This window comes from Paraburkholderia sp. BCC1885, assembly GCF_900996235.1.
Taxonomy (GTDB): domain Bacteria; phylum Pseudomonadota; class Gammaproteobacteria; order Burkholderiales; family Burkholderiaceae; genus Paraburkholderia.
This window is the reverse complement of sequence record NZ_CAAJGM010000208.1, coordinates 782,624-807,595: the sequence shown is the minus strand read 5'-3', so window position 1 is coordinate 807,595 and position 24,972 is coordinate 782,624. Positions and strand designations below refer to the sequence as shown.

The 24,972-nt window shown below is 63.6% G+C and carries 18 protein-coding genes; 4 read left to right on the top strand and 14 right to left on the bottom strand.

The window, feature by feature from the left end; genetic code table 11:
* Nucleotides 1–654 precede the first annotated feature (654 nt).
* The 6 genes from FQ755_RS22220 to pepN form a co-directional block, all read right to left on the bottom strand.
* Nucleotides 655–2,133 carry a hypothetical protein gene (locus FQ755_RS22220; protein ID WP_144157003.1) on the bottom strand — a complete coding sequence of 493 codons (1,479 nt, stop codon included), beginning with the start codon at nt 2,131–2,133 and terminating at the stop codon, nt 655–657.
* 19 nt (nt 2,134–2,152) lie between these two features.
* On the bottom strand, nt 2,153–3,295 hold the full coding sequence (locus FQ755_RS22215; RefSeq protein WP_144157001.1) for a tyrosine-type recombinase/integrase: 1,143 nt from the start codon (nt 3,293–3,295) through the stop codon (nt 2,153–2,155).
* 266 nt (nt 3,296–3,561) lie between these two features.
* Nucleotides 3,562–4,578 carry a class 1 fructose-bisphosphatase gene (locus FQ755_RS22210; RefSeq protein WP_144156999.1) on the bottom strand — a complete coding sequence of 339 codons (1,017 nt, stop codon included), beginning with the start codon at nt 4,576–4,578 and terminating at the stop codon, nt 3,562–3,564.
* Nucleotides 4,579–4,654: 76 nt separating this feature from the next.
* Nucleotides 4,655–5,110, bottom strand: coding sequence for a HigA family addiction module antitoxin (locus FQ755_RS22205; RefSeq protein ID WP_144156997.1), 456 nt, complete (start codon nt 5,108–5,110; stop codon nt 4,655–4,657).
* A gap of 19 nt (nt 5,111–5,129) precedes the next feature.
* Nucleotides 5,130–5,411 (bottom strand): type II toxin-antitoxin system RelE/ParE family toxin, encoded by a 282-nt coding sequence (locus tag FQ755_RS22200; protein WP_144156995.1) that lies wholly within the window; start codon nt 5,409–5,411, stop codon nt 5,130–5,132.
* Between the two features lie 199 nt (nt 5,412–5,610).
* Nucleotides 5,611–8,304: an aminopeptidase N gene (pepN, locus tag FQ755_RS22195; protein ID WP_144156993.1), complete on the bottom strand. Its 2,694-nt coding sequence runs from the start codon at nt 8,302–8,304 to the stop codon at nt 5,611–5,613.
* 213 nt (nt 8,305–8,517) lie between these two features.
* Between pepN and FQ755_RS22190 the strand changes: the two genes are divergently transcribed.
* Nucleotides 8,518–9,198 (top strand): DUF4136 domain-containing protein, encoded by a 681-nt coding sequence (locus FQ755_RS22190; protein WP_144156992.1) that lies wholly within the window; start codon nt 8,518–8,520, stop codon nt 9,196–9,198.
* A gap of 127 nt (nt 9,199–9,325) precedes the next feature.
* On the opposite strand, the gene guaD is transcribed toward FQ755_RS22190, so the two are convergent.
* From guaD to FQ755_RS22155, 7 genes are all read right to left on the bottom strand, one after another.
* Nucleotides 9,326–10,708, bottom strand: a complete 1,383-nt coding sequence (guaD, locus tag FQ755_RS22185) for a guanine deaminase (RefSeq protein ID WP_144156990.1) — start codon at nt 10,706–10,708, stop codon at nt 9,326–9,328.
* Nucleotides 10,709–10,818: 110 nt separating this feature from the next.
* Nucleotides 10,819–11,865: an adenosine deaminase gene (locus tag FQ755_RS22180; protein WP_144156988.1), complete on the bottom strand. Its 1,047-nt coding sequence runs from the start codon at nt 11,863–11,865 to the stop codon at nt 10,819–10,821.
* Between the two features lie 88 nt (nt 11,866–11,953).
* Nucleotides 11,954–12,967 (bottom strand): xanthine dehydrogenase accessory protein XdhC, encoded by a 1,014-nt coding sequence (gene xdhC, locus FQ755_RS22175; RefSeq protein WP_144156986.1) that lies wholly within the window; start codon nt 12,965–12,967, stop codon nt 11,954–11,956.
* Nucleotides 12,952–15,387, bottom strand: a complete 2,436-nt coding sequence (gene xdhB / locus FQ755_RS22170) for a xanthine dehydrogenase molybdopterin binding subunit (protein WP_144156984.1) — start codon at nt 15,385–15,387, stop codon at nt 12,952–12,954. Before xdhB ends, xdhC begins: the two co-directional genes overlap by 16 nt.
* A complete protein-coding gene (gene xdhA / locus FQ755_RS22165; RefSeq protein WP_222105761.1) occupies nt 15,387–16,931 on the bottom strand; it encodes a xanthine dehydrogenase small subunit in 1,545 nt (514 codons plus the stop codon). The genes xdhB and xdhA overlap by 1 nt, the downstream gene beginning before the upstream one ends.
* Before the next feature lie 405 nt (nt 16,932–17,336).
* Nucleotides 17,337–17,846 carry a disulfide bond formation protein B gene (locus tag FQ755_RS22160; RefSeq protein WP_144156980.1) on the bottom strand — a complete coding sequence of 170 codons (510 nt, stop codon included), beginning with the start codon at nt 17,844–17,846 and terminating at the stop codon, nt 17,337–17,339.
* An 85-nt stretch (nt 17,847–17,931) separates the two neighbouring features.
* Nucleotides 17,932–19,311, bottom strand: coding sequence for an amidase (locus FQ755_RS22155; protein ID WP_144156978.1), 1,380 nt, complete (start codon nt 19,309–19,311; stop codon nt 17,932–17,934).
* Nucleotides 19,312–19,641: 330 nt separating this feature from the next.
* Here FQ755_RS22155 and FQ755_RS22150 point away from each other — a divergent pair, with 330 nt between their 5' ends.
* The 3 genes from FQ755_RS22150 to FQ755_RS22140 all read left to right on the top strand — a co-directional run bounded on the left by FQ755_RS22150 (nt 19,642) and on the right by FQ755_RS22140 (nt 24,213).
* Nucleotides 19,642–21,399 (top strand): cation:proton antiporter, encoded by a 1,758-nt coding sequence (locus tag FQ755_RS22150; protein WP_144156977.1) that lies wholly within the window; start codon nt 19,642–19,644, stop codon nt 21,397–21,399.
* A 139-nt stretch (nt 21,400–21,538) separates the two neighbouring features.
* Nucleotides 21,539–23,047, top strand: coding sequence for a gamma-glutamyl-gamma-aminobutyrate hydrolase family protein (locus FQ755_RS22145; protein ID WP_144156975.1), 1,509 nt, complete (start codon nt 21,539–21,541; stop codon nt 23,045–23,047).
* Nucleotides 23,048–23,436: 389 nt separating this feature from the next.
* Nucleotides 23,437–24,213: a DUF2968 domain-containing protein gene (locus FQ755_RS22140; RefSeq protein WP_144156973.1), complete on the top strand. Its 777-nt coding sequence runs from the start codon at nt 23,437–23,439 to the stop codon at nt 24,211–24,213.
* 70 nt (nt 24,214–24,283) lie between these two features.
* Here the strand turns inward: FQ755_RS22140 and FQ755_RS22135 are convergent, their stop codons facing one another.
* Nucleotides 24,284–24,814, bottom strand: a complete 531-nt coding sequence (locus FQ755_RS22135; protein ID WP_144156971.1) for a GNAT family N-acetyltransferase — start codon at nt 24,812–24,814, stop codon at nt 24,284–24,286.
* Between the last annotated feature and the right edge of the window lie 158 nt (nt 24,815–24,972).

Genomic DNA, 24,972 nt, shown 5'->3' with positions numbered 1-24,972 from the left:
TCATGTCGTGCATCTGAATCCCGATCACGCTGAACAAAACAGCGCCATCGCGCAACCCCGGCACCAAGAGCGAAAAGCAGCGTAAATCTTATGCGGCGAGGCGACAACTACCTTGAAAACTTCCGAAGGTGTGCGCTAAACGTTTTACCGTCTGGTAGCGCGCTAACGGTTCACGTGCGTAATAAACAGGTTCAGACGTAGCTAGAACGGACGTGCCGATCCCGATTAACGTTGTGTGCTGTGCTGGGTTCGCCAGCGGCTCGGCCGAGGCCATACGGCGGTCAGATGCCATAGTTTTGCTCCTGGATTGATTGCTTGGAAAAGATGCTTATGTCGGCCGACGAAGCATCATCGCGCAAGCAGTTAGGCAATCCCAGGGCAAACAGGGATACGACGTGATTGAGTCTGAACAGACCAATGGAGCGCGGGTGTGATCAAGAAAAACCAATAAGATTCAGGATCTTACGGAGATGCGTCGATATGCACGCTGACGTTGAAAAGTCCAGGGGATTTAAGGATAGGAGCGCGGGCAGCGTGAGCAGGGCGGCGGTTGGCCGGATGAGGTTACGAGGCCGAACTGGGCGAGTCGAGTCGTGCGCAGATGGTTTCTGCGCAAGATGCACGCTCCGTGCGGTTCATGCATCGGTGCGACAATCAGGCGTCGCGAGCAATATCAGAGGCGGACATGCCGATCAGAAATGCATATTTGCTCTCCGCCAGGTCCTTGCCAAGCCGAAGCGCTTCCTTGAATACTTCTGTGGACCCTGCGCCGGTCCCTGGTGCCTGTTCCCAACCGGTCTCTCCCCACACACACGTGTGGTATTCGTCGTCTTTATCGTAGACGTATACAGCTTTTGCAATACGGTCGGCACCGAGTTGCGTGTTCTTGCGCTTCGACGGTAGCTTGCACTGAAGCTCCACGAAACAAAGTGCCCGCTTCAGCCAGAAATCGCCTTTTCCCGCGCGTCCGGCCCTTGCGCGTACCGGATAAGCTAGAGTGCCGGCTTTCCGAAGTCGTTGCTGCTGATCCAGGAGAAGTTTTTCGACGGTGTTGAATTGAGCGGCCAAAGGATAGGCTACGTCGATTAGGGCGATGTACCAGTTCTGCCGGACGCTTGCCGGCTCTTTTTCCAGCCCTGCGAGATCGGTTCGTATCTTGGCGAAGGGCGTCGCTACCGCGCGGTTCGGTCGGAAGATGAGGGGTTCACACCCGACAGGGGCGGACGGCTGGACGCTTAGGGAGTCCTTCTCGATGAGAAGATGTTGGAAGCGCTGCGCCATGTCCTGATTGACACGGAGTTGTGAGCGGACCGCCCCGTCGAGGGCGACGGCAAAGGCCATTTCCGATCGATTGGCAAACCCCGCCGTTTTAAGCGGCGGCTCATACTTCATGTCCAGGCTGTCGATCAACTCGCCTTGCTGATTGTATTTTGCGAAGATGCGCTGAGGCGGTTGATCGATTAGTCTACCGAAACTAAGGACTGTCTCGCCTCGCTCATTGATTCTTTTGATTTGTCCGTAGAAGTGTTCAGCTTCTTTGCGTTTCACGTCTCCCTCATAGCCCACCGACACCTTGTTTCCTCGAGGGCTAATTGCCCATGAGCTATTGGGTTCCATAAAAAGATTGTCGCCGACGGAAAGAATGGGTTCGACAAGGCTAAAGAACCACGACTGCCCCTCTTTCAGTTCCTTGAGGGTGGGGGATGACGGATCGAACCAGTCAGCAATGCCGTAAAGAAGCACGCTGTCGAAATCGCGTATCGTCAGTTTGTCGAGTTCGATCTCCGGGTGGGACGCGAGGTATCTACCGAGAGGAACTGGCGCGACGTCGGGCCATTTGCAGGGAGGGCCGAGGACTGACGCATTCAGGCTGAAATACCTGACATCAAGTTCTTTAATCTGATCGAATGTCGCATCTTCTTTCCATCGTGAAGGATGGCGTCGACGCAGCTCTCTCAGCAGAGTTGGCTGTTCTTGCAAGAGTTCATAGTCGCGGCGATAGCAGGGATTCAATCTCAAAAACCGCCACGCCCATTCATCGCCCGTCATGCGGCGTTCGTCATCGCTCAGGGCAAAGGGGTAGTTGCCCTGAACAAGGGGAAGGCTGGTCAAAGGTTCTGAGGGGGCGTCCATTTTCGAATTGTCTTCTCGGTTACGTCGCGTCGGGCGGTGACTGCGCGGACGCCGGTTCAACATCGGCGCCAAAACGTGCTTCCGACATGCGGATTAACACCTTGGCGATGTGGTCCTTGCCGAAATGCGCATACCGCTTGACCATCTTGAGATCCTTGTGTCCGAGGATTTCAGCGATTTCGGGAGCCGTCGCGCCGCCCATCGCAAGATAGCTGGCCGTTGTGTGTCGCAGATCGTGAAAACGGAAATTTTCGATCTTGGCGCGCCTGAGTACCGTGTCCCATGCCTTGCGGATCTGAACCGGCTTGTCGGGGTCGCTTTCGCTTGCAAACAGCAGGGCATCGGGCGTGGCGCGCCCTTGATGCGTGCGGAGGTATTGTGCCCGAAGCTGTTTGATTTCCTTCAGCGCCGCGCCTGTGACGGGTAGCCCACGCCGCTCGCCGTTTTTTGTCCGGTCGAGGACGATGAGCGCGTAACGGTCTGCTTCAGCGAGCGTTATGTCTCGCCAGCGCAAATTCATGAGCTCGCCGTAGCGCATGCCCGTCGAGATCGCGATGATGACGATGGCATGCAGATAGGTGTTGGCGGATTCGCTGGCCGCCTTGATCAGCCGCTTGCGTTCTTCGTCCGTCAGGTGGCGAACGCGTTCATTACTCACGCGTGGCTTGGAGACCTTTGGCATGGGTGACTCTTCAAGCCACTGCCATTCCTTGACGGCAACGCTCAGCACGTGCGAGAGAGTCGCGAGGTAACGCACCACGGTGGCCGGCGCCCGAGGCTTGTCCTTCCCGACAGGGGTGGCCGCCAGTTGGTCCCGGCATGCGCCAATCAGTGCCGGTGAGAGTTCAGCGAGGCTATACATGCCCAGCTTGCTTTCCCACCAGTTCAGGATCAGGCCTTGGTCGCGCACGCGTTGGGGTTTGTGAGGGGTCAGTATTTCATTGCGGTACTTCTCCAGCAATTCCCGCACCGTATGGCGCTCTGCTTCGACGCGCTGCATATAGCGCCCGGCGCGCAGTTCGGCTTCCACGTGGGCGGCCCACTGCCTGGCAATTGTTTTGCTGTCAAAGCTTTGGGTCTGCGGGGGAAAGCCTTTTAGCCGGATCTGGACGTGGTACGACTTCTTCCCCTGCGCGTCCCGGCGTTCACGGATAGTAGCCATGTTGGTCTCATCCCCCCGTCGAATTGAGCGCAGCGTGACGGGCGGTGGTTATCGCCAGGTGCCGTGGTTTTGCGTGCCCACTGTGCCAGGCGTGTGCCAAAACGAAAAAAGCGCACTCGAAAGTGCGCTTAAGTCGTTGATATCTCGCTGTTTGTGCCGTAGCGGCATACTTCATTACGAATGCGCTGCTCTACCGTCTGAGCTATTCCGGCATCAGGAGAAACGAGATTATAGGGACTCTATGAGCGCTTTGACAAGCCCCCGGCTCAACTTTTTGTTTCGCGATGGTAGCGCGTCACGCGATCCACTTCGTTCTTCGAGCCGAGGAAGACGGCCACACGTTCGTGCAAGCTTTTCGGGACGATGTCGAGAATACGCTTCTCGCCGTTGGTCGCGGCGCCGCCCGCCTGTTCGACGATGAATGCCATCGGATTCGCTTCGTACATCAGACGCAGCTTGCCCGGCTTGTCCGGCGTGCGCATGTCGGCCGGGTACATGAAGATGCCGCCGCGGTTCAGGATACGGTGCACGTCAGCCACCATCGAGGCGATCCAGCGCATATTGAAGTCGTCCTGACGCGGGCCGTCCTTGCCGGCCTTCAGTTCGCCAACGTACTGCTGGACCGGCGGGTACCAGTGGCGTTCGTTCGACGCGTTGATGGCGTACTCGCGCGTTTCGACCGGGATGGTCATGTCGCTTTGAGTAAGCACCCACGAACCCAGTTCGCGGTCGAGTGTGAAGCAATTCACGCCATTGCCCGTGGTGAGCACCAGCACGGTTTGCGGGCCGTACACGGCATAACCGGCGGCGACCTGTTGCGTGCCGGGTTGCAGGAACGACTGTTCGGTCGGCTGCTGGCCGTCAGGGCAACGCAACACCGAGAAGATGGTGCCGATCGACACATTCACGTCGATGTTCGACGAACCGTCCAGCGGATCGAACACCAGCAGATATTCGCCCTTCGGATAGTTCGCCGGAATGGGCGAGAACTTCTCCATTTCCTCGGACGCCATGCCGGCCAGATTGCCGCCCCATTCATTCGCTTCGAGCAGGATGTCGTTGGAGAGGATGTCGAGCTTCTTCTGCACCTCACCCTGGACGTTCTCGCTGCCCGCCGTGCCGAGCGCATCGCCCAGCGCGCCCTTGCTGACGTGGTAGCTGATCGCCTTGCAAGCCCGCGCTACGACTTCGATCAGGAGCCGCAGATCCGCCGGCAAGTTGTTGGTCTCACGCTGCTGTTCGATCAGGTACTTCGTAAGAGTGGTACGACGTTGCAAAGCCATTGCAGTACTCCGATAAGGCCTAGGAATAGTCCGATTTTACCTGCTCGCCGTGACTTTCCCGTGCCGGCGTCGAATCTCAGGCCCTGCGCCGCGGTTTGACGGCGGCCACGCTGCTTACGGCGCCGGCGGCAAGGGCCGTAGCGCGCGCATGAGCGCGCGGCATGCCGGGCAGTTTCGGGCGCCGCGCCCTGGCGAGCGGCTCAATCTCGCTTGCAATCTGTTCGCCGGCCGCCTCGGTGGCAATGCGCAGGTCGTAGTCGATTTGCAGATTGAGCCAGAACTGCGCGCTCGCGCCGAAATAGCGGGCGAGGCGCAAAGCCGTGTCCGCCGAAATGGCGCGCCGGCCCAGCATGATGTCGTTGATGCGCGGCGTGGGCACATGCAGTGCCTTTGCCAGCGCATTGACCGACATGCCGAGCGGGTCGAGGAATTCGCTGCGCAGGATTTCCCCCGGATGAACCGGCGCGATCCGCTCGCCGGTATCGAGATCCGAAAAATCGGTGCTGTTCAGCTCGCTGCGTTTGATGACCATGCTCGGGTCTCCCAATCAATCAGTGATAATCGACGATCTCGACATTCAGCGCCTCGCCGTTCACGAAGTGAAAGCAGATACGCCACTGCGCGTTGATGCGGATGCTCCATTGCCCGCTTCGTTCCCCTTGCAGCGCTTCCAGCCGGTTGCCGGGTGGCGTATAGAGATCTTCGACCGAAGCGGCCGCATGGATCATGAGCAGCTTGCGATGCGCAATGTGCTGGATCTGCGTGGGCAGCGAACGCACGAAGCTACCAGTAAACAATAGTGCTGTGGCCTTGTTGCCGAATGTCGTAATCATAGGGATGATATAACGCGTCACGTTAAACGTAAACCATTAAATGAATGGCTTTACTTTCACCCCGGTGGCCCAGAAAAAACAGTCATCCGGATGGCTAACGAATCCCTACAGCCGGTCCGTATAGACGTAAAAAAGCCGGCAACGCGTGCCGGCTTTTTCCTACGAAGACGCTCCTGTATGACGCGCCTGTGCAGCGTGCTTAAGCGAGCGCTTTCTCCACGATCTCGCGCACGTCGCGCGACTTCGCTTGCGCCGCGACTTTCTCCAGCGCGGCGCGCATGCCGTCGCGCAACTTCGGCGTGAAGCGGCGCCACAATTCCAGCGAGCGGGCCAGACGGGCGGCGACTTGCGGATTCAGTGCGTCGAGGGCAATCACCTGCTCGGCCCAGAACGCATAACCCGAGCCGTCTTCGGCGTGGAACTGCGCGGGGTTGGCCATGCAGAAGCCGAAAATCAGCGAGCGGGCGCGGTTCGGATTCTTCAGGTTGAAGGCCGGATGCGTCATCAGCTTGCGCACGCTCTCGATCACCGGACGCTGCGCGCTGCCGCGCTGGGTGGCCTGCAGGGCGAACCACTTGTCGATGACGAGTGCTTCGTGTTCGAAGCGCTGGTAGAAATCGGCGAGTGCGTCCTGCGCCTGCCTGCCGCCGCCCGTCGCTGCCGCGTTCAGCAGCGCGGACAGCGCGGCCGAGCGGTCGGTCATGTTGTTGGCCGCCGCGTATTGCGCCGAGGCGAGCCGCACGGCGTCAGCCGGATCGTCCAGTTCGGCGAGGTAGGAAAGCGCCAGGTTCTTCAGTGCGCGATGACCGGCCGCCTTTGAGGTAGCCTCGTAAGCGCCCGGCGTATGGTGCTGCTCGTAGAGCGCGAGCCATTCGTTCTTGAGCGCCGTGGCGAGGCGCTTGCGCACGAACTGGCGGGCGGTATGCACGGCCGCCGGGTTCGACTCGGCCATCTGCTCGGCGAGATACGCCTCGGACGGCAGGATCAGCGCCAGTTCACGGAACGCCGGCGAGAGCGACGCGTCGGTCAATACGCGCGCAAACGCGGCCACCACCGAATCGTCCAGTTGCAGTGGCAGGCCGCCCGCAGCGCGGCCGGTCAGCGCGAGCAATTCGCGCGTCGCCAACCGTTGACCGGCTTCCCAGCGGTTGAACGGATCGCTGTCGTGAGCGAGCAGGAATGCCAGTTCGTCGGCGCTGTAGTCGTATTCGACGATCACCGGCGCCGAGAAATTGCGCAGCAGCGAAGGCAGCGGCTTCTCGGCAACCTCGACGAACGTGAAGGTCTGCGAGGTTTCGGTCAGTTCGAGCACGCGCGTGGTGCTGGGCGCCGCGCCCGCTTCGCCTTCAAGGCGCAGCGGCAGATCGGCGCCATCCTTGCCGATCAGGCCGATTGCAAACGGAATCAGCAGCGGGCCCTTTTGCGTTTCGCGGGCGGCCGGGGCGGCGTCGCCATAGCCTTGCGTGAGCGTCACGCGGTACTTGCGCTGCGCGGCGTCGTAGTCGGTCTTGACGGTGACGCGCGGCGTGCCGGCCTGGCTGTACCAGCGCTCGAATTGCGTGAGATCGCGGCCGTTCGCATCCGCCATCGCATGACGGAAGTCGTCGCAGGTCACGGCCTGGCCGTCGTGGCGCTTGAAGTACAGGTCCATGCCCTTGCGGAAGCCTTCGCGGCCGAACAGCGTCTGATACATCCGCACGACTTCCGAGCCTTTTTCATAGACCGTCATCGTGTAGAAGTTGTTGATCTCGACGTAGCTCTCCGGGCGCACCGGATGGGCCATCGGACCCGCATCTTCGGCAAACTGCATCTGGCGCAGCACGCGCACGTCTTCGATGCGTTTGGTGGCGCGCGCGGCTTCGTCGGTCGCGCCGCCGGCCATGTCAGCGGAGAATTCCTGGTCGCGGAATACCGTCAGGCCTTCCTTCAGACTCAACTGGAACCAGTCGCGGCAGGTGACGCGGTTGCCGGTCCAGTTGTGGAAATACTCGTGGCCGACCACGGCTTCGATGTTGGCGAAGTCGGTATCGCTCGCCGTCTCGGGGTTCGCCAGCACGTACTTCGTGTTGAAGATGTTGAGCCCTTTGTTTTCCATCGCGCCCATGTTGAAGTCGCTCACCGCGACGATCATGAAGCGGTCCAGATCCAGTTCGAGCCCAAAGCGCTCCTCGTCCCAGCGGATGGAATGGATCAGCGAATCCATCGCATGGCGGGTCTTGTCGAGATCTTGCGGTTCGACCCACACCTGCAGCAGTTTTTCCGCGCCGGAGCCGCTCTTCACGCGCTCCTCGATGCACACCAGCTTGCCCGCCACCAGCGCGAACAGGTAGCAGGGCTTGCGGAACGGGTCTTCCCAGCGGGCGAAGTGACGGCCATCCGGCAGATCGCCTTCTTCCAGCAGATTGCCGTTCGACAGCAGCACCGGGTAGGCGGCTTTATCGGCGCGCAGGGTGACCGTGTAGGTGGCCATCACGTCCGGGCGGTCGAGGAAATAGGTGATGCCGTGGAAACCTTCCGCCTCGCATTGGGTGAAAAAGTTGCCACTGGACACGTACAAGCCCGAGAGCGTAGTGTTTTCAATGGGTTGGCAGATGCTGACGAGCGTCAGTTCGAAGCTCTCCGGCACATTTTCGAGCGTCAGGCCATGCTCGTGGGCGCGTGCCGCGGCATACGGCGCGCCGTCGATGGCCGCGCTGACGAATTCGAGGCGCTCGCCGACCAGTTCGAGATGCGCGGCGTGGCTGGCGTCGGGGTTGCGGCGCACGCGCATGGTGTTCTTGACGACCGTGCGTTGCGGCACGAGATCGAATTCGAGCGCGACGGTGTCGATCAGGAAAGCGGGCGGCGCGTAGTCGGCGCGGCGAATCACAGGAGGTGTAGCGGTATCAGCCATGGCATTTTGTAAGAATAAGGTATCGAGCCGGCCGCGCATCCAGTGCGCACCGGTATACCGAGCCATTGTACAAAGCTCGGGCGAGCTCTGCGCGGCGAACTTTTTGTCTTAGGGCCGGGTCAGCGTATGATCGGGCCGCCGCGCACGCCTGCGGCAATGATTGGACGGTGATTCGGAAAAGTGAGCGGAAATGGCCGCAAGGATAAGGAAGACATGAAATCAGACCGTTGGACCCGGCGCGCCATGCTGATGCTGGCCGCGCTGACGGCAATGCTGTCCGGCTGCACCAGCTATGTGACGACCCAGGTGACGGCCTTCTCCGCCTGGAACGGCAACGATGCGAGCCGCACCTACGCCTTCACGCGCAGCCCCGCGCAGCAGAACAGCCTGGAGCAGCAGACCTACGAGGTGCTGGTGGCCAACGACCTGGCGACGCGCGCGTTCCGCCAGACCGACCCGCAGCAGGCGCACTATCTGGTGGGCCTGTCATACGGCACCCGCACCGACACCCTGAACGTGACACAGCCGGTGTTCTACAGCAGCCCGTGGCCAGGTCCCTACTGGGGGCGCCCGCTCGATCCGTGGGGGCCTTTCGGGCCGTTTCCGCCGGCTTATGTGAGCCAGTCGTATCCGGTATTTACGCATACGCTCGGCATCCGCATCACGGATCGCGTGACCGGCGACGAGGTCTACAACGTGCTCGCGCGCAATGCGGGCGACGAACCGTCGCTGGTGCGGGCCATGCCGTATCTGGCGCATAGCGCGCTGGCGGACTTCCCGCTCGGCAACGGCGCGGTGCGCACCGTCAAGCTACCGGTGAACAGGAACGCCGGGGTGTCGAATGAGGCGGCCGGTGCGCCGGCGCCGGCTTCGGCGCCAGTGGTCGTGCAGTAGGAGTCAGGTTGGCGCGAGGGTTGACATGACCGGGGTTGGCAAGACTCGGCGCACGCCAGTAAAAGCGGCCCGGCAGGATGATCCTGCCGGGCCGTTTTGCATGGCTGGCTGGCGAGGCTCAGACGGCCTACGCCGCGATCTTCGCCTTGCGTTGCGCGGTGTGCTGACGCGCCTCATCGCGTTTGTGCACGCGCTTGCCGGCCGCGTAGGTTTCGAAGATGGCGCGGTCGTCGCCGAGTAGCGCGAAGGCGAACAGCAATTCTTCGAGCGTCCCGGTGCGCGCGGTGCGGCGCGCGAGCAGCGGCGTCGCCTGCGGATCGAGCACGACGAAATCCGCCTCCGACTTCGGCGCCAGCGTGCCCACCTTGTCCGCCAGGTCGAGCGCCTCGGCCGCACCTGCCGTGGCGAGCCAGAACATGCGCGTCGCCGTCAGATGATGGCCGGTGAGACGCGCCACCTTATGCGCCTCGTTCATCGTCTGCAGCATCGAGAACGAGGTGCCGCCGCCGACGTCGGTGGCCAGTGCGATCGGCATGCCGGCTTCGTCGGCCTTGTCGAAGTCGAACAGGCCGCTGCCGAGGAACAGATTCGAGGTCGGGCAATGCGAGGCGAGCGTGCCGGTCTGCGCCATCCGCCGGCGGTCTTCCTGATCCAGATGGATGCAATGGCCATACACAGCGCGGCGGCGCAGTAGGCCGTAATGATCGTAGATGTCCAGATAGCTGCGGTGACCGGGGAACAGATCCGCTACCCACTTCACCTCGTCGGTGTTCTCCGCGACGTGGCTCTGGATGAAGATGTCCGCGTGCTCGCGCGCGAGCACGCCGCAGGCTTCGAGCTGGGCCTCGGTCGAGGTCGGCGCGAAACGCGGCGTCAGCGCATACATCTGGCGGCCGCGATTGTGCCAGCGGCCGATCAGCTCGGCGCTGTCGTCGTAGCCCGATTGCGCGGTGTCGCGCAGGAACTCGGGGCAATTGCGGTCCATCAGCACCTTGCCGGCCACCATGCGCAGATTGCGCGCTTCGCTCTCGGTGAAGAGCGCGTCGGCCGATTCCTTATGCACCGTGCAATACACCAGCGCCGTCGTCGTGCCGCAGGCCAGCAGTTCGTCGACGAAAAAGCTCGCCGTGTCCCGCGCATAGGCCGGATCGGCGAAGCGGCGTTCGGTCGGGAACGTGTAGGTTTCGAGCCACGGCAGCAGACCGGGCGCCGGCGAGGCGATCATGTCGGTTTGCGGATAGTGGATGTGGGTGTCGATGAAGCCCGGCACGATCAGCTTGCCGCGCAGGTCCTGCACAGGCGTGCCGGGCATGAGTTGCGCCGCCAGCGCCGCATAGGCGCCCGTTGCAACGACGTGGCCGTCTTCGACGATCAGCAGGCCGTCTTCGTGGAAGACCGCGGCGTTGGACGATTGCGCGGGGTCGCCGTTGAACGTCAGCAGTTGCGCGCGGAATGCGGTTTGGCCCGCTGTGGTCTGGCCCACTTGAGCCGCTTGGGCGGATTGATTCATGGGAAAAGCCGTCTCCGTTATATGAACGTGTAAAGGGGGCGCAGAGGGGGCGTTAGGCGCGCGCCGCGCGTTGCCCCCGTGCCGGTCTGGCGCAGCCGCGCTGGTGCGGCTCAGCTCATCTCGACGGCGTGCCAGTGCGCGTCGAGCGTGGCGATCAAGGCGTCGCGCTCGGCGGGCGTGACGAACGCCGCTTCGAAGCTGTTGCGGATGATGGTGTAGACCTCGGCTTCGGTGAGCTTGAGTGCCTCGATGATGGCGAGGTAATTCGCGTTGACGTAGCCGCCGAAGTAGGCCGGGTCGTCGGAATTCACCGTGACGGCGACGCCCTGGTCGAGCAGCGCCTTCAACGTGTGCCTGGTCAGGTCGTCGAACACGCACAGCTTCAGGTTCGACAGCGGGCACACGGTCAGGGCGACGCGTGTGTCGGCCAGACGCGTGACGAGCGCCGGATCTTCGATGCTGCGCACGCCGTGATCGACGCGATCCACCTTCAGCAGATCGAGCGCTTCGTAGATGTACGAGGGCGGTCCTTCCTCGCCGGCGTGCGCGACGAGCTTCAGGCCCTTGGCCCGCGCCTTCGCAAACACGCGCTCGAACTTCGACGGCGGATGACCGCGCTCCGACGAATCGAGCCCGACGCCGATCAGCCGGTGCCTGTACTGGTCGAACAAAGGCAACGCCTCGTCGAAAGTCGCAAGCGCATCCTCTTCGGACAGGTGGCGCAGGAAGCACAGAATCAGCTTGCTGGTGAGGCCGCGCGGTTCGGCGTCGGCGAGCGCGCGTTCGATACCCGCCACGACGGTGGCGATCGGCACGCCTCGCTCGGTATGCGTTTGCGGATCGAAGAAAATTTCGGTGTGCGTGACGTTGTCCGCGAGCGAGCGTTCGACGTAGGCCATCGTCATGTCGTAGAAATCCTGCTCATGCAGCAGGACGCTTGCGCCGGCGTAGTAGATGTCGAGGAATGACTGCAGATCGGTGAAGGCATAGGCCGCGCGCAACGCCTCGATCGAAGCGTAGGCGAGCTTCACGCCGTTGCGCTCGGCGAGCGCGAAAATCAGTTCGGGCTCCAGCGAGCCTTCGATATGGATATGCAGTTCGGCCTTCGGCGCCGCTGCCACCTTGTCGGCGAGAGTGAGGGTGGTCGTTGTGTTCATGTTCGCTTCTTCAATGGTCTGATGCTGGTGAGTCGATTCGTGCCGGATAGGGTTGAGAGGGGCGCTGTCGGTTAACTTTCGGGTTGTATCAGGCGGACGCGGGATGCGTTGCGTGCGCATTCGCTTCGACCGCCTGCAACACTTGCGCGGCCGCGGAGATCGCAATGATCTCCGGCGATTTGTCGACGATGCCGTCCACGCCGAGCGGGCATTTCATCCGTGCCACCAGCGCAGGGTCGATGCCGCGTGCGGCGAGCCGGTGTTCGAACTGCTTGCGCTTGCTGAGCGAGCCGATCATGCCGAAGAACGCGAAGTCGCCGCGCCGCAGGATGCGCTCGGCGAGATCGAGGTCGAGCGTGTGGTTGTGCGTCATCACGATGAAATACGTGTGCGGCGCAGCCTGGTCGACGGCTTCGTCGGGCGCGTCGTTCGGGTCGATCGTCACATTCGTGGCCTGCAGCAACTCGGGCGGCGGAAATTGCGCGTCGCGCTCGTCCACCCAGCGCACGTGGCACGGCAGCGTGCCGAGCACGCGCACCAGCGCCGCGCCTACGTGCCCGGCGCCGAACAGCACGACGGCGAACTCGCGCGGCGCGATGGTTTCGGTCAGCAGCGAATTGCTTGCGTCGAAACCGGCGCCGTCCCACAGCAGACAATCGGCGCCTTCGACGCCCGGCTCCGGGTCGGACAACATGACGGCGTCCGGCGCGGGCCCGAATGATACGCTACGCACCGTCGAAAGACCCGCCGCCATGCGCTTCGCGAGGGAACTGATCCAGCCGAGATCGGCGACGTCCAGCCGTTCGAACGCCACCACCACGGCGCCGCCGCAGCACTGGCCGAGGCTCGGGCCAAGCGCGAAGCGTTCGAGCCGTCGCATATGCGACATGCGCATGCCTTCCCTGAGGACCTGGCGCGCGGTTTCGATGGCTTTCCATTCGAGGTGTCCGCCGCCGATGGTGTGGCGCGCCGAATCGCGCGTGACGATCATCTTGGTGCCGGCCTCGCGCGGCGCCGATCCTTCGACGCGCGCGACCGTCACCAGCACGGCGGCGTCGCCGTGCGCGAGCAGTTGTTGCAGATCGGTTAGCCAGGCGTGCATCCGACGGTTCTCCATCCATGGCCGCCCGGGGTATCCGGGCAGCCGGTTAAGCCGGGCGCTGCGTCAGCGGGCGGCGCCGCCATGGCCTCCAGTGCATCGAGGATGGCCTCGGGTGTCGCCGGGGCGCGCAAGGGCGGTGCCTCGTTGGCGTCCGGCGCCGCGGCGGCAATCGCGTCCCGGATCGCCAGAAACACCGAAAAAGGCAGCAGCAACGGTGGTTCGCCGACCGCCTTCGAGCGGAACACCGTCGGCTCCGCGTTTTGATTGTGGAACAGGTGCACGTGGAAGGCCGCGGGCGTGTCGCTGACGGCGGGAATCTTGTAGGTCGACGGCGCGTGAGTCATGAGTCGACCGTCGCGGTTCCACCAGAGTTCCTCGGTGGTGAGCCAGCCCATCCCCTGGATGAAGCCGCCTTCGACCTGGCCGATGTCGATGGCCGGGTTGATCGACTGCCCGGCGTCGTGCAGCACGTCGGCGCGCACCAGCTTCCATTCGCCGGTCAGCGTATCCACCACCACTTCCGACACCGCCGCACCATACGCAAAATAGTAGAACGGGTGACCGGTCAGCGTTTTCGCGTCCCAATGCACCTTGGGTGTCGTGTAAAAGCCGTCGGACCACAACTGCACGCGGGCCAGATAGGCGGCGTTGACCAGCTGGGCGAAGGGCATCGCCACGCCGTTCGCGTGCACCATGCCGTCCCTGAACCGCACGGCATCGGCCTGTCCGCCGAGTTCGGCGGCGGCCAGTACGGCGAGCCGCGTGCGGATCGTGCGCGCCGCCGCTTCGGCCGCCTTGCCATTCAGATCGCTGCCGGTCGACGCGGCCGTGGCCGAGGTGTTCGCCACCTTGGAGGTGTCCGTCGCCGTCGCGCGCACGCGTGCAAGCGGCAGGCCAAATTCGTTCGCCACCACCTGGGCCACTTTCGTATTCAGGCCCTGGCCCATTTCGGTGCCGCCGTGATTGACGAGGATCGAGCCGTCTTTGTAGACATGCACGAGTGCGCCGGCCTGATTGAGAAACGGCACGTTAAACGAAATGCCGAATTTCACCGGCGAAAACGCGATACCGCGTTTGAGCACCGGACTCGCCGCGTTATAGGCCGCGAGCGCCGCGCGGCGGGCGCGATAGTCGCTGCTGGCGAGCAGTGCTTCGGTGAGCGGCGCGATCACGTTGTCTTCGACCGTCTGGCCATACGGGGTGACGTTGCGTTCGTCCACGCCGTAGTAGTTGACAAGCCGCACGTCGAGCGGATCGCGCCGCAGTTGCCGGGCGATGCCGTCGAGCATCACTTCCATCACCAGTGCGCCCTGCGGGCCGCCGAAGCCGCGAAACGCCGTGTTCGACTGCGTGTTGGTCTTGCAGCACAGCGCGACGATCTCGACGTCGGACAGGTAATACGCGTTGTCGACGTGGCACACGGCGCGCGTTGCCACGGCGCCGGAAAGATCGGCCGAATAACCCGCGCGTAATGCGATCTCGACACGCGCGCCGAGAATGCGGCCGGTTTCGTCGAAGCCGGCTTCGTATTCGTAGAGGGCGTCGTGCCGTTTGCCGGTGATCATGAAATCGTCGTCGCGGTCGGCGCGCAGTTTCACCGGACGCTTCAAGGCGTGCGCGGCGAGCGCGGCCACACACGCAAACAGCGCCGATTGCGATTCCTTGCCGCCGAAGCCGCCGCCCATGCGCCGGCATTCGCACACCACGCTATGCGCCGGCCAATCGAGCATATGCGCGACCACCTGCTGCATTTCGCTCGGATGCTGCGTCGAACTGTAGACGAGCATGCCGTCCATCTCCCTGGGGATCGCGTAGGCGACCTGCCCTTCGAGATAGAACTGTTCCTGGCCGCCGACTTCGAACGTGCCCTGAAGCCGATGCGGCGCGGCGGCGATTTTCGCCGCGGGCTCGCCGCGCTTCAGATGCAACGGCGGCAACACAAACTGTTTGATGGCCTTGGCTTCGGCCGGGCTCAGCACGACGTCGAGCGGCTCATAGCGGACCACGTCGTCGCTTTTTGCCAGCGCAGCGGCACGGCGTGCCAGTTCATGGCTCTCGGCAATGACCGCGAAGACCGGCTGGCCGAGATACAGCACTTCGTTTTCGGCGAGGATCGGGTCGTCATGCAGCACCGGGCCGCAGTTGTTTTCACCGGGGATATCGGCGGCCGACAGCACTGCAATCACGCCCGGCGCGCGCCGCACCGCGTCCAGATCGAGCGAGACGATGCGTGCGTGCGCCTCGCGCGACAGGCCGAGCGCCGCATGCAGCGTGCCGTGGAGTTCGGGCAGGTCGTCGGTATAGGCGGCCTCGCCGCTCACATGCAGCGTGGCGGATTCGTGCGGCAGCGACGTGCCGATCGCGGCGCTTTCCTCGCCATTGGCGGCGTGTTGGATAAATACTTCGTTTTGCCGGTTCATCAGGGCGACTCCTGCGCGGCCGTCGTGCCCGTTTCTTCCGCTTCGAATGCGAAGGCATTCACCTCGTGGAGCGCGAGCGGCGCATCGTCGCGCGTTTCCATCTGGAAGCGCAGCAGCAGATTGCGCGCCACCTTCAATCGATACGCGCTCGAGGCTCGCATGTCGGTGAGCGGCTGGTAGTCGGCGGCGAGCGCGTCCATTGCGCGGTGGGTGGTCTGCGCATCCCAGGGCGCGCCCGTCAGCGCGGCTTCGGCGTGAGCGGCGCGCTTTGGCGTCGCCGCCATGCCGCCAAAGGCGATGCGCGCCTCGACGATCGTGCCGTCCGCAATCCGCAATGCAAAGGCGGCGCAGACCGCCGAGATGTCCTGATCGTAGCGTTTTGCGACCTTGTAAATGCGCAGGCGCAGATCGGGCGCGGGACGTGGCACGCGGATCGCCTCGACGAATTCACCGGCTTCGAGTGCGGTCTTCTGATAGCCGAGGTAAAACGCGTCGAGCGGCACCGTGCGCGTCTTGCGGCCGCGTCGCAGTACGACTGCGGCGTTAAGCGCGAGGAGCGCCGGCATCGAATCGCCGATGGGCGAGCCGTTCGCGACATTGCCGCCGAGCGTGCCAGCATTGCGGATCGGCAGCGAGGCGAAGCGGGTCCAGAGTTCGGCGAGTTCGGGGTAGTCGGCGGCAAGCGTGGCGTAGGCGTCTTCCAGCGTGACCGCCGCGCCGATCGTCAAGGTTTGTGCGTCGCGCCCAATGGTCTTGAGCTCCGCCACATTGCCGAGGTACAGGATGTCGCCGAGATCGCGGAACTGCTTGGTGATCCACAGGCCCACATCGGTGCTGCCGGCGACAATGCGTGCCTGCGGCTGCTGCACACGCAGGTCCGCCAGTGCATCCAGCGTGCGCGGCGCGTAGAACGCGGGCGTGCCGAAAGCATCGCCGCGCACATCGGGCGCGCGATATTCGAAGGTGTCTTTGCGTTGCAGAGGACTGAGCGCCTCGGTGACGGCGGCGCGGTCGAACGCCACGCGCGGATACTGGCCATAGTCGAACATCTTCTGCGCGGCATCGACGATCGGCCGGTAGCCGGTGCAGCGGCACAGATTGCCGGACAAGGCGGCGTTGATTTCGTCGCGGGTCGGCAGTCCGGCGGCCGCAGGCTGGTTTTCGTACAGCGCCCACATCGACATCACGAAACCGGGGGTGCAAAAACCGCATTGCGAGCCGTGGCAGTCGACCATCGCCTGCTGCACCGGGTGCAGTGCGCCGTCAGCCGCGCGCAGATCTTCCACGGTCAGGAGTGCCCGGCCATGGAGGGTGGGCAGGAACTGGATGCAGGCGTTGACGGCCTTGAGGGTCAGCCGGCCGTCGCCATCGAGTTCGCCGAGCACGACCGTGCAGGCGCCGCAGTCGCCTTCCGCGCAACCTTCCTTGGTGCCTGTGCAATGCAGGTCTTCGCGCAGGTGCTGGAGCACGGTGCGCGTCGCCGGCACGCCCTGAACCTCACGGACGGCCCCACGGTGATAGAAGCGGATGGTTTGCGTTGTCATGGCGAATCCGAAAGACATTGCGGACCGGGCGCGCGTTACGCAGGGGGTCGTACCGCAGCCGGCCTCGCGCACGTAGATCGCCATCCATATGCGACGATAGCACTCCCTCGTCTCAAAAATATTTCCCCAGGGTGATGGGGGTTATTCGCGGACGGTCATAAGCGACCGCGCGCCGTGGCTGACGTCGCGCTCGCGGGGCAGGGCGGTTTGGCTGGAAACCCCTGCGCAGCAAGCCGCAACGGGCGGCGCGCGAGGCGCCGCAAGACGGGAATCGGGACGAGAAGGGCGGAGAAAAGGGGCCAGTCTGGCCCCAGGCATTGACTACGACGGCGCGCGCCGATGCGGCGCGCCGGGTACATCCGGCTCAGCGACGAGCCGGGCCATGGCGGTGTTCAAGCCTGCTTTTTAAGCAATGCGGCGGCGATTACGAATCAGGCTCAGCGCGAGCGGCACATAGGCCACGAAAAACGCGAGCAGCGACCACTGCGGCAGCGTAAGGCCGAAAATCGGCGGATACGCCGTTTCACACAATCCCGAGACCTTGAATACACCCGGCAGCCAGTGAGCTGGCGGCAGGCTGTCGACCACCGGCTGCAGCGTGTCGAAACCGCAGCTAAAGCCTGGATTGGCCTGCACGTACACATGCCGCGCCGCCGTCACGATGCCGGCCAGCGCCGAAATGGCGGCCAGCGCTTCGAGCAGCCGCACGCCGCGCCAGCTATTGAAACGCGCGCCCAGGAACGCAAAGATCGCGATCAGCAGGAAGAAGTAGCGCTGCAAAATGCACAGCGGGCAAGGATCTTCGTGCAGGCCATATTGCAGATACAGCGCGCCGGCCACCAGCGCCACGCAGATCAGGCCAAGCAGAACCAGCAGGGTGCGCTCGCGGCGCAGCATCGCATTATCGTTATTCATGGATCGTGTGGCTGTCGAAAGTCGAAAACCCCAAGGGGGCGGGTGCCCGCGATTCTAGCGCGAACCCCAGCCGCCCGGTTTTCGGCTACCGGATCGTGTTGAGCACCGCTTCGACAGCGCGGCCGATCGCCAGCAGGGCGTCGTCGCCATGCGGCGCGCCCGCCAGCATCAGGCCGACCGGGGCGTCGCCGTGGCGATGGCAGGGCAGCGAAAGCGCGCAGGTATCGAGGAAATTAAACGCGCTCGGATTGCGCAGGATCAACGCATTGGTGCGGGCGAAAGCATCGTCGTCATGCACCAGATCGGCCACGCGTGGCGGCACGACCGGCACCGTCGGCGCCACGATCGCGTCGAAGCGCTGCCACAGCGTGTTGCGGGCCGCTTCCAGCAGGGCGTTGCGTTCGGCCACCAGGTCGAGGTAGTCGGCGGCGCTGGCCGGCTGGCCTTTCAGAATGCGCGTCAGCACGCGCGGATCGTATTGCTCGCGGTGCTTTTCCAGCAGGGGACGATGCCAGGCATAGGCCTCGATCGACGGAAAACCGAAGCGGTTGATCTCCGGCAAGCGGTCGAGCGGTGCAAAACGCACTTCGCTGACAATCGCGCCGGCCGCTTCCAGATGCTTGAGCGCCGCATCGATGGCGGCGGCCACGGCCGGCTCGACGTCGTCGGTCACGTAGTGGGTGAGCACGCCGAGGCGCACGCCTTCGAGCGGGCGCAGCGCCGGGATGCGCGGCTCGAGCCCCGCCAGCATCCGGTCGACCAGCGCGCAGCAGGCCACCGATACCCCGATCGGCCCGAACGAATCGAGCGTCGCCGAGAGCGGCACGCCGCCGTGTTTGGGGATGCGATCAGCGGTGGGTTTGAAGCCGGTCAGACCACAGAGCGCCGCCGGGATGCGGATCGAGCCGCCGGTGTCGGTGCCGAGTGCGATGGCGGCCATGCCGTCCGCCACCGACGCCGCCGCGCCCGAGGACGATCCGCCGGAGACCCGCTCGTCGCCCTTCACGTCACGCCGGTAAGGCGAGAGCGGATGGCCGTAGTGCGGATTCAGCCCGAGTCCGGAGAACGCGAACTCGCTCATATTGGTGCGTCCGACGATCACCGCGCCGGCCCGTTTCAGGCGCGCCACCGTAACGGCGTCGGCGCCGGCCGGCCGCGCATCGGCGAGCACGGTCGAGCCGGCGCGCGTCACCTGGCCTTCGATATCGAACAGGTCCTTGATCGATACCGGAATGCCCGCGAGCGGCGACAGCACGGTGCCGGCCGCGCGCAGACGATCATGGCCGTCGGCGGCGGCGCGGGCATTCTCGGCGTCGACGTGGATGAAAACGGTCGAGCCCTGGCCGGACGGATCGGCGATGCGTTCGAGCGCGGTTTCGACGAGCTGGCGGCTGGTGGTGCGGCCGGCGGCCAGATCGGCGGCAAGCTGGGCGAGCGGCGGGAAGGGTGTGAATTCGGTGGCCATGATCATTCCGGTCAGGTCATTCACGGGCCTGCGCGGCGCGGCTCGCGGCGTCTTGCCGGACGGGGCCGGAAGCGCGGGGAGTAGTCTGCACATGCGTCGTGAACGAGGGGTGCGGCGGCGTGAGAAGCAAGGGTGGAACTCGTTCGCAGGCATTGTAGAACAAGGGCACAAAGCGCCGCGGGAAAGGAAAATATTGTTCCGACATTTCCTCGCCGCGCCGCCATTTCAGAAACATCTCCATTCTGGACGGCACGGCAAACCGGGCTCGCCGGCAAGGTGCGGTAGTATCGGGTCTCAATATTACTTTTTGTAAGAAATGGGGGTTCGCCTATGCACCAGGGTATCGGCTTCATTCAGGATCTGGCGGTGGTCATGGCGCTCGCGGGCGTCGTCACCGTGCTGTTTCATCGCCTGAAGCAGCCGGTGGTGCTCGGCTATATCGCCGCCGGTGTGATCATCGGGCCGTATACGCCGCCGTTTCAGTTGATCCACGACGAGCAGACCATTCAGACGCTCGGCGAACTCGGCGTCGTGTTCCTGATGTTTTCGCTGGGGCTCGAATTCAGTCTGCGCAAGCTGTTTCAGGTCGGCGCGACGGCGATCGTCGCCGCCTTGTCCGAAATCGTGCTGATGCTGTGGCTCGGCTATGAGATCGGCAGCGCATTCGGCTGGAGTTCGATGGACTCGCTGTTTCTCGGCGCGATTCTCGCGATCTCGTCCACCACCATCATCGTCAAGGCGCTGTCCGAACTCGGCCTGAAGCGCGAGCGTTTCGCGCAACTGGTGTTCGGCATTCTGATCGTCGAGGACATTCTCGCGATCGCCATGCTGGTGCTGCTGTCCGGCATCGCCCAGACCGGACAGTTGAGCGCGGGCGTCGCGCTGGTCACGCTCGGCAAGCTGCTGCTGTTCATGACGGTGTCGCTGGTGGTGGGCATCCTCGTGGTGCCACGCGCGCTCAATTACGTGGCGCGTTCGGGCAGCGACGAAATGCTGCTGGTGTCGGTGCTCGGCTTCTGTTTTGGCTTTTGTCTGCTGGTGGTGAAGCTCGATTACAGCATCGCGCTCGGCGCATTTCTGATCGGCGCGATCATGGCGGAGTCGCGTCATCTGCACCGCATCGAGCATCTGATTGCGCCGCTGCGTGACGCGTTTTCGGCGATCTTCTTCGTCACCATCGGGTTGATGCTCAACCCCCATGTGCTGGTCGATTACGCCTGGCCGATCGCGGTCATCACCGTGGCCGTGATCGTCGGCAAGATCGTCTCTTGCGGCCTCGGCACGTTCCTCGCCGGCAAGGACGGACGCACGGCGATGCGGGTCGGTATGACGGTGTCGCAGATCGGCGAGTTCTCGTTCATCATTGCTTCGCTCGGCCTCACCCTGAAGGTGACGAGCGCGTTTCTGTATCCCATCGCGGTGGCGGTATCGGCGTTGACGACCTTGTTCACTCCCTATCTGATCCGCGCCGCCGATCCGCTTACCCAGCGGCTTGGTCACGCGATGCCGCGCACCGTCGCCAATGTGTTCGGCATGTATTCGCAATGGCTCGGCAGCCTGCGGCCTGCCGGCGACGGCCCGACTCCCTTCGGCATCACCCGGCGAATCATTGTGCAGATCGTGGTGAATCTCGCGCTGGTGGTGGCGATCTTTCTCGCGGTGACGTATGGCGCGAGTTACGCGAGCGCGCTGCTGGATCGCTGGTTGCCGTCCGAGCCGATGCAGCGCGTGGTGCTGTGGAGCATGGCCTTGTTGATGTCGATGCCATTCCTCGTGGCCGTGTATCGCAAGACCCAGTCGCTCGCGCTGCTGCTGGCCGAACTCGGCGTGCAGCCCGCGACAGCAGGGCGCTTCACGCGCGCGATCCGCTCGGCGATCTCCGAGCTCGTGCCGGTGGTGTCGATGGTGGGCGTGTTTCTGGTGGTGGCGGCACTGTCCGGCGGGATCCTGCCGCCGACGGGCCTGCTGATCGCCGTGCTGATATGCGCCGCCCTGCTGATGACGCTGCTCTGGCGCTGGTGCGTGAAGATCCACGCGGCCTTGCAGATCGCACTACGCGAAACTTTCGATGAGCAACCCGATCCATAAAAGAAGACGGTTATCGCATCGGCTGATGAGCACGGCGGAACAATGTGAGCAATTGTGTGCAGGTTTGCGGCACCTCGCCCGGTAGCGGATAATCGATCCATACCTATTCGTTCGCGTGGAAGGCGCCCGTCCGACAGTCATGAGCGAAAACAAGCCAGAGAATGCCGGTACGCCCGGCACCCCGTCCCCGTCCGGCACGCCGGCTGAGGTTTCGAAGCCCGCTGTGGCAATCCCCGGGGTTCCCCAGCCAGCCGGTTCGCAGCCCGGGACAGCGCCCGTCTCTCCAAAGGCGGCCTTGCCGCCCTCACATGAGGATTCCGTCCAGTCGGCCGCCGCAGAAGAAGCTGCGGTTCGGTCTTCGACGGACGACCCGGCTAGCGCGTCGAGCGTGACGCCTGCGGATACTGTCGAAGCCCAGAAGAAAGACGCCGCCGAGGCGCGCGCGTCCGCTGCGGAGTCGACGGCGCGGCAAGAGGCATACGCGCAGCAGGAGGCTCAAACCCAACAACTGCGCGACGCCGCGCGGGCCAGGCCGGCGGCTGCGGAAGCAGCTGCAGCATCCGCGGCCGCCGCGACAGCCGCGACAGCCGCGACAGCCGCAACAGCCGCAACAGCCGCCTCCGCGCCGCCGATCACGGGTGCGGGAAGCAGCGAGGCCGCGGCGGCTGGCGCGCGCGCCGGGTCGAGTTCGGTGCCGCCAGGCTTCGGCGCGGCTCCCGATTTCACTGCAACCAACCCGCCGCCGCCGAATGCGTTGCCGCCATCCCCGCCGCGTTACCTGAAGCAGACTGATTCGGCCTGGTCGGTGTTCGGCCGCATCATCGCGGCGCGGGCGCGGCAGATCTTCGACCGCGCGGGACAGCGGATCACCCAGCGGACCCTTCGTATCGGCGTGTCGGCGCGCATCTTTCATCCGGAACCGGGCGCCAAAGGTTTGCGCGGCAAGACGCTGCAATATCTCGAAGAATCGATTGCGCATTGGGTGATGTCGCGCGACGTGCTGGTCTTCATGATCCCCACCGTCGGTCACCAAGGCATGCTGCATCCGAGCAACATCCGTCTGCGCGACTACGCGAAGCATCTGGACGGCCTGTTGCTGCAAGGCGGCGCGGATGTTTCGCCGCAGTCCTACGCCGAGCAGGCGACGAGCCCCGAGTGGCCCGGCGACCGCGTCCGGGATATGTACGAGCTGGAACTGCTGCACGAATTCATCGAGTCAGGCAAGCCGGTGCTGGGCGTGTGCCGCGGCTGTCAACTGATCAACGTGGCGTTCGGCGGCTCGCTGTATCAGGACATTGCCACCGACGTGCCGACCGCCGGCGCGCACGTCAACGAACACTACGATCAACACCGCCACGGCATTCATTTTCCGGATGGCTCGACGCTCGCCAATATGTTTCCGGGGCGGCGCGACGCCATCGTCAATTCGATTCACCATCAGGCGGTCAAGACACTCGGCCGCGATCTCAATATTGAGGCGGTATCGGCGGCGGATGGCATCATCGAAGCCATCCGCTATCGACGCGCGCCGTTCGTGATGGGCGTGCAGTGGCACCCGGAGTTTCATCGCGCGGGCGGTGCGGAATTGCTCGATTGCACGCCGTTGCTCGACACATTTTTACGCGTGGCGCGCGAGACGCGGTTCTAGGCGGCACGCTTATCAAGATCACTTTCGCGGCAGGGATTTTCGGCAGGCGATACGACGGCACGAAACGGCTCCGTTTTTAAAAAGACGGGGCCGTTTTTCTGTTGATGCGAATTTTTTTGAGATTCGCTTGAGAGCACACAGGTCGTCGTGACCTGCTTTGGCCGGGCGCAAACGGATGGAAAATAAGTCTCTCTCCATGCGGCGTACTGTTTCTTTTTAGTACATCAGGCGAGACACTTTTTCGAGATTTGTCGATCGATTCGACAAAACCTTGGGAATGCTATCTATCTCGATTTAAAGTGCTGTCACATGCCGCTGTAGCGCTTCGCTTGGGCGCAAATCCGCGCGATAATCCGAGGCTATTTGGAATTCGCCTGGAGCATGCACGTATGAAAATCCTCTTGACTGTTCGGCGCGTCATGTTGTTTGTGACCGCGTGCGCGCTGCTGCAGCACGGCGGTTTCGTACTGGCAGGAGAGGACGATGGATCAGCGGATTCGGCGCCGATCGTCGGAACCCGGCCGGCCATGAATACGCTCACGCCCCAGCCGGTTGCCACCGGATCGTTAGCGGCTTCGGCTTCGGCCTCTTCCGGCGTTGGGGCGGCGCGCGCCGCGGACGATGACGCCAGTGCGAACGGCGGCGACGCGCAAGGCAACGTCGCCGAGCTGATGCAAATGATTCACGACTCGCAACTCACCGAGCTGCGCACCACCTACAACGGCAGCTATGGCGCGAGTCTGTTCTTCGACGCGCAGGAAATGACGTACTACATCGCCTTGTTTCAGGACAAGCATTTCTGGCGCGTGATCAAATCGCAGGACGACGCGCGCTCCGAGGCCATCTATGCGGGCTTCGTGCAGCAGACCGCGCAATTGTCCGAGGTAGAAATTCGCCGCACGCGCTTGCAGGCGCAAAAGGCATTTATCGAAGACGTGATCGCGCTTTCGGAAGACCGCGCGAAGCGCCTGCAGGCCGACCTCGATGTGGCGCGCACGCAGCAGGCGCGAGTCAACGACTATCAGCGCCAGACGCAGAGCGAAGCACAGGCCTTGCGCGCGGCCAAGGAAAAGGCTCAGGCTCAGTTGGTCGAAGTACAGAGGCAGGTTCAGCAGTTGCAGCGGCAGAACGAATCGGGGCTGCCGGTTTCGCCGGTGTCACGCTAGGCGGCGCTGCGGTAATTATCTTCGTGTGTGTTTTCAATACGGAAAGCCCGGCAATTCGCCGGGCTTTCGTTTATGTGCGGCGATCCAGCGGGTACACATAACGCAGCGCCGTGATGTCCACCCCGCCCATCCGATCGGGCTCCGCGCCTGAGAACAGCCAACCCTGACGTTCATAGAAACCGATGGCCGGCGTATTGCCTTCCAGCACGTACAGATAAAGCTGGTTCTCGCCTTGCGCGCGAGTCCAGTCGACGGCCGCCTGTATCAGCCGCTTGCCCACACCCAGGCCCTGATGGCCGGGCAAGGCGTGCAAATTGTCCAGCAGAACACCCCACGCGGAATCAGGCTGCCATTCGACACACGCAAACCCGATCGGCTCGCCGGCGACTTCAGCGATCACCACATTGCGCCGTTCGGCCCCCGGCGCGTTGAGCCGCGCTTGCCAGTAGGCGGCGCGCTCGCGCGTCACTTCGCCGTCGAGGAAGGCGTCGGGCAGCAGGCCACGGTACGTCGCTTGCCAACTGGCGGCATGGATTGACGCGATCAGCGCGGCATCGGTGGGGGTGGCGGGACGCAGGGAAACAGCACGGGCAGTGGACATCGGTTCGGCGCTTATGTGGCGGTTACGTCGCAGTTACGTAATAGCGAGGCAATATGCCAAGAGTACGGTGAGTGTACTGCGGCGGCCACCACCGGCGCGATCAGTGGGCCGCCGGACTGCACGCTTGTGTCAGGGGCGGTAAGATTCGGCCTCACAGG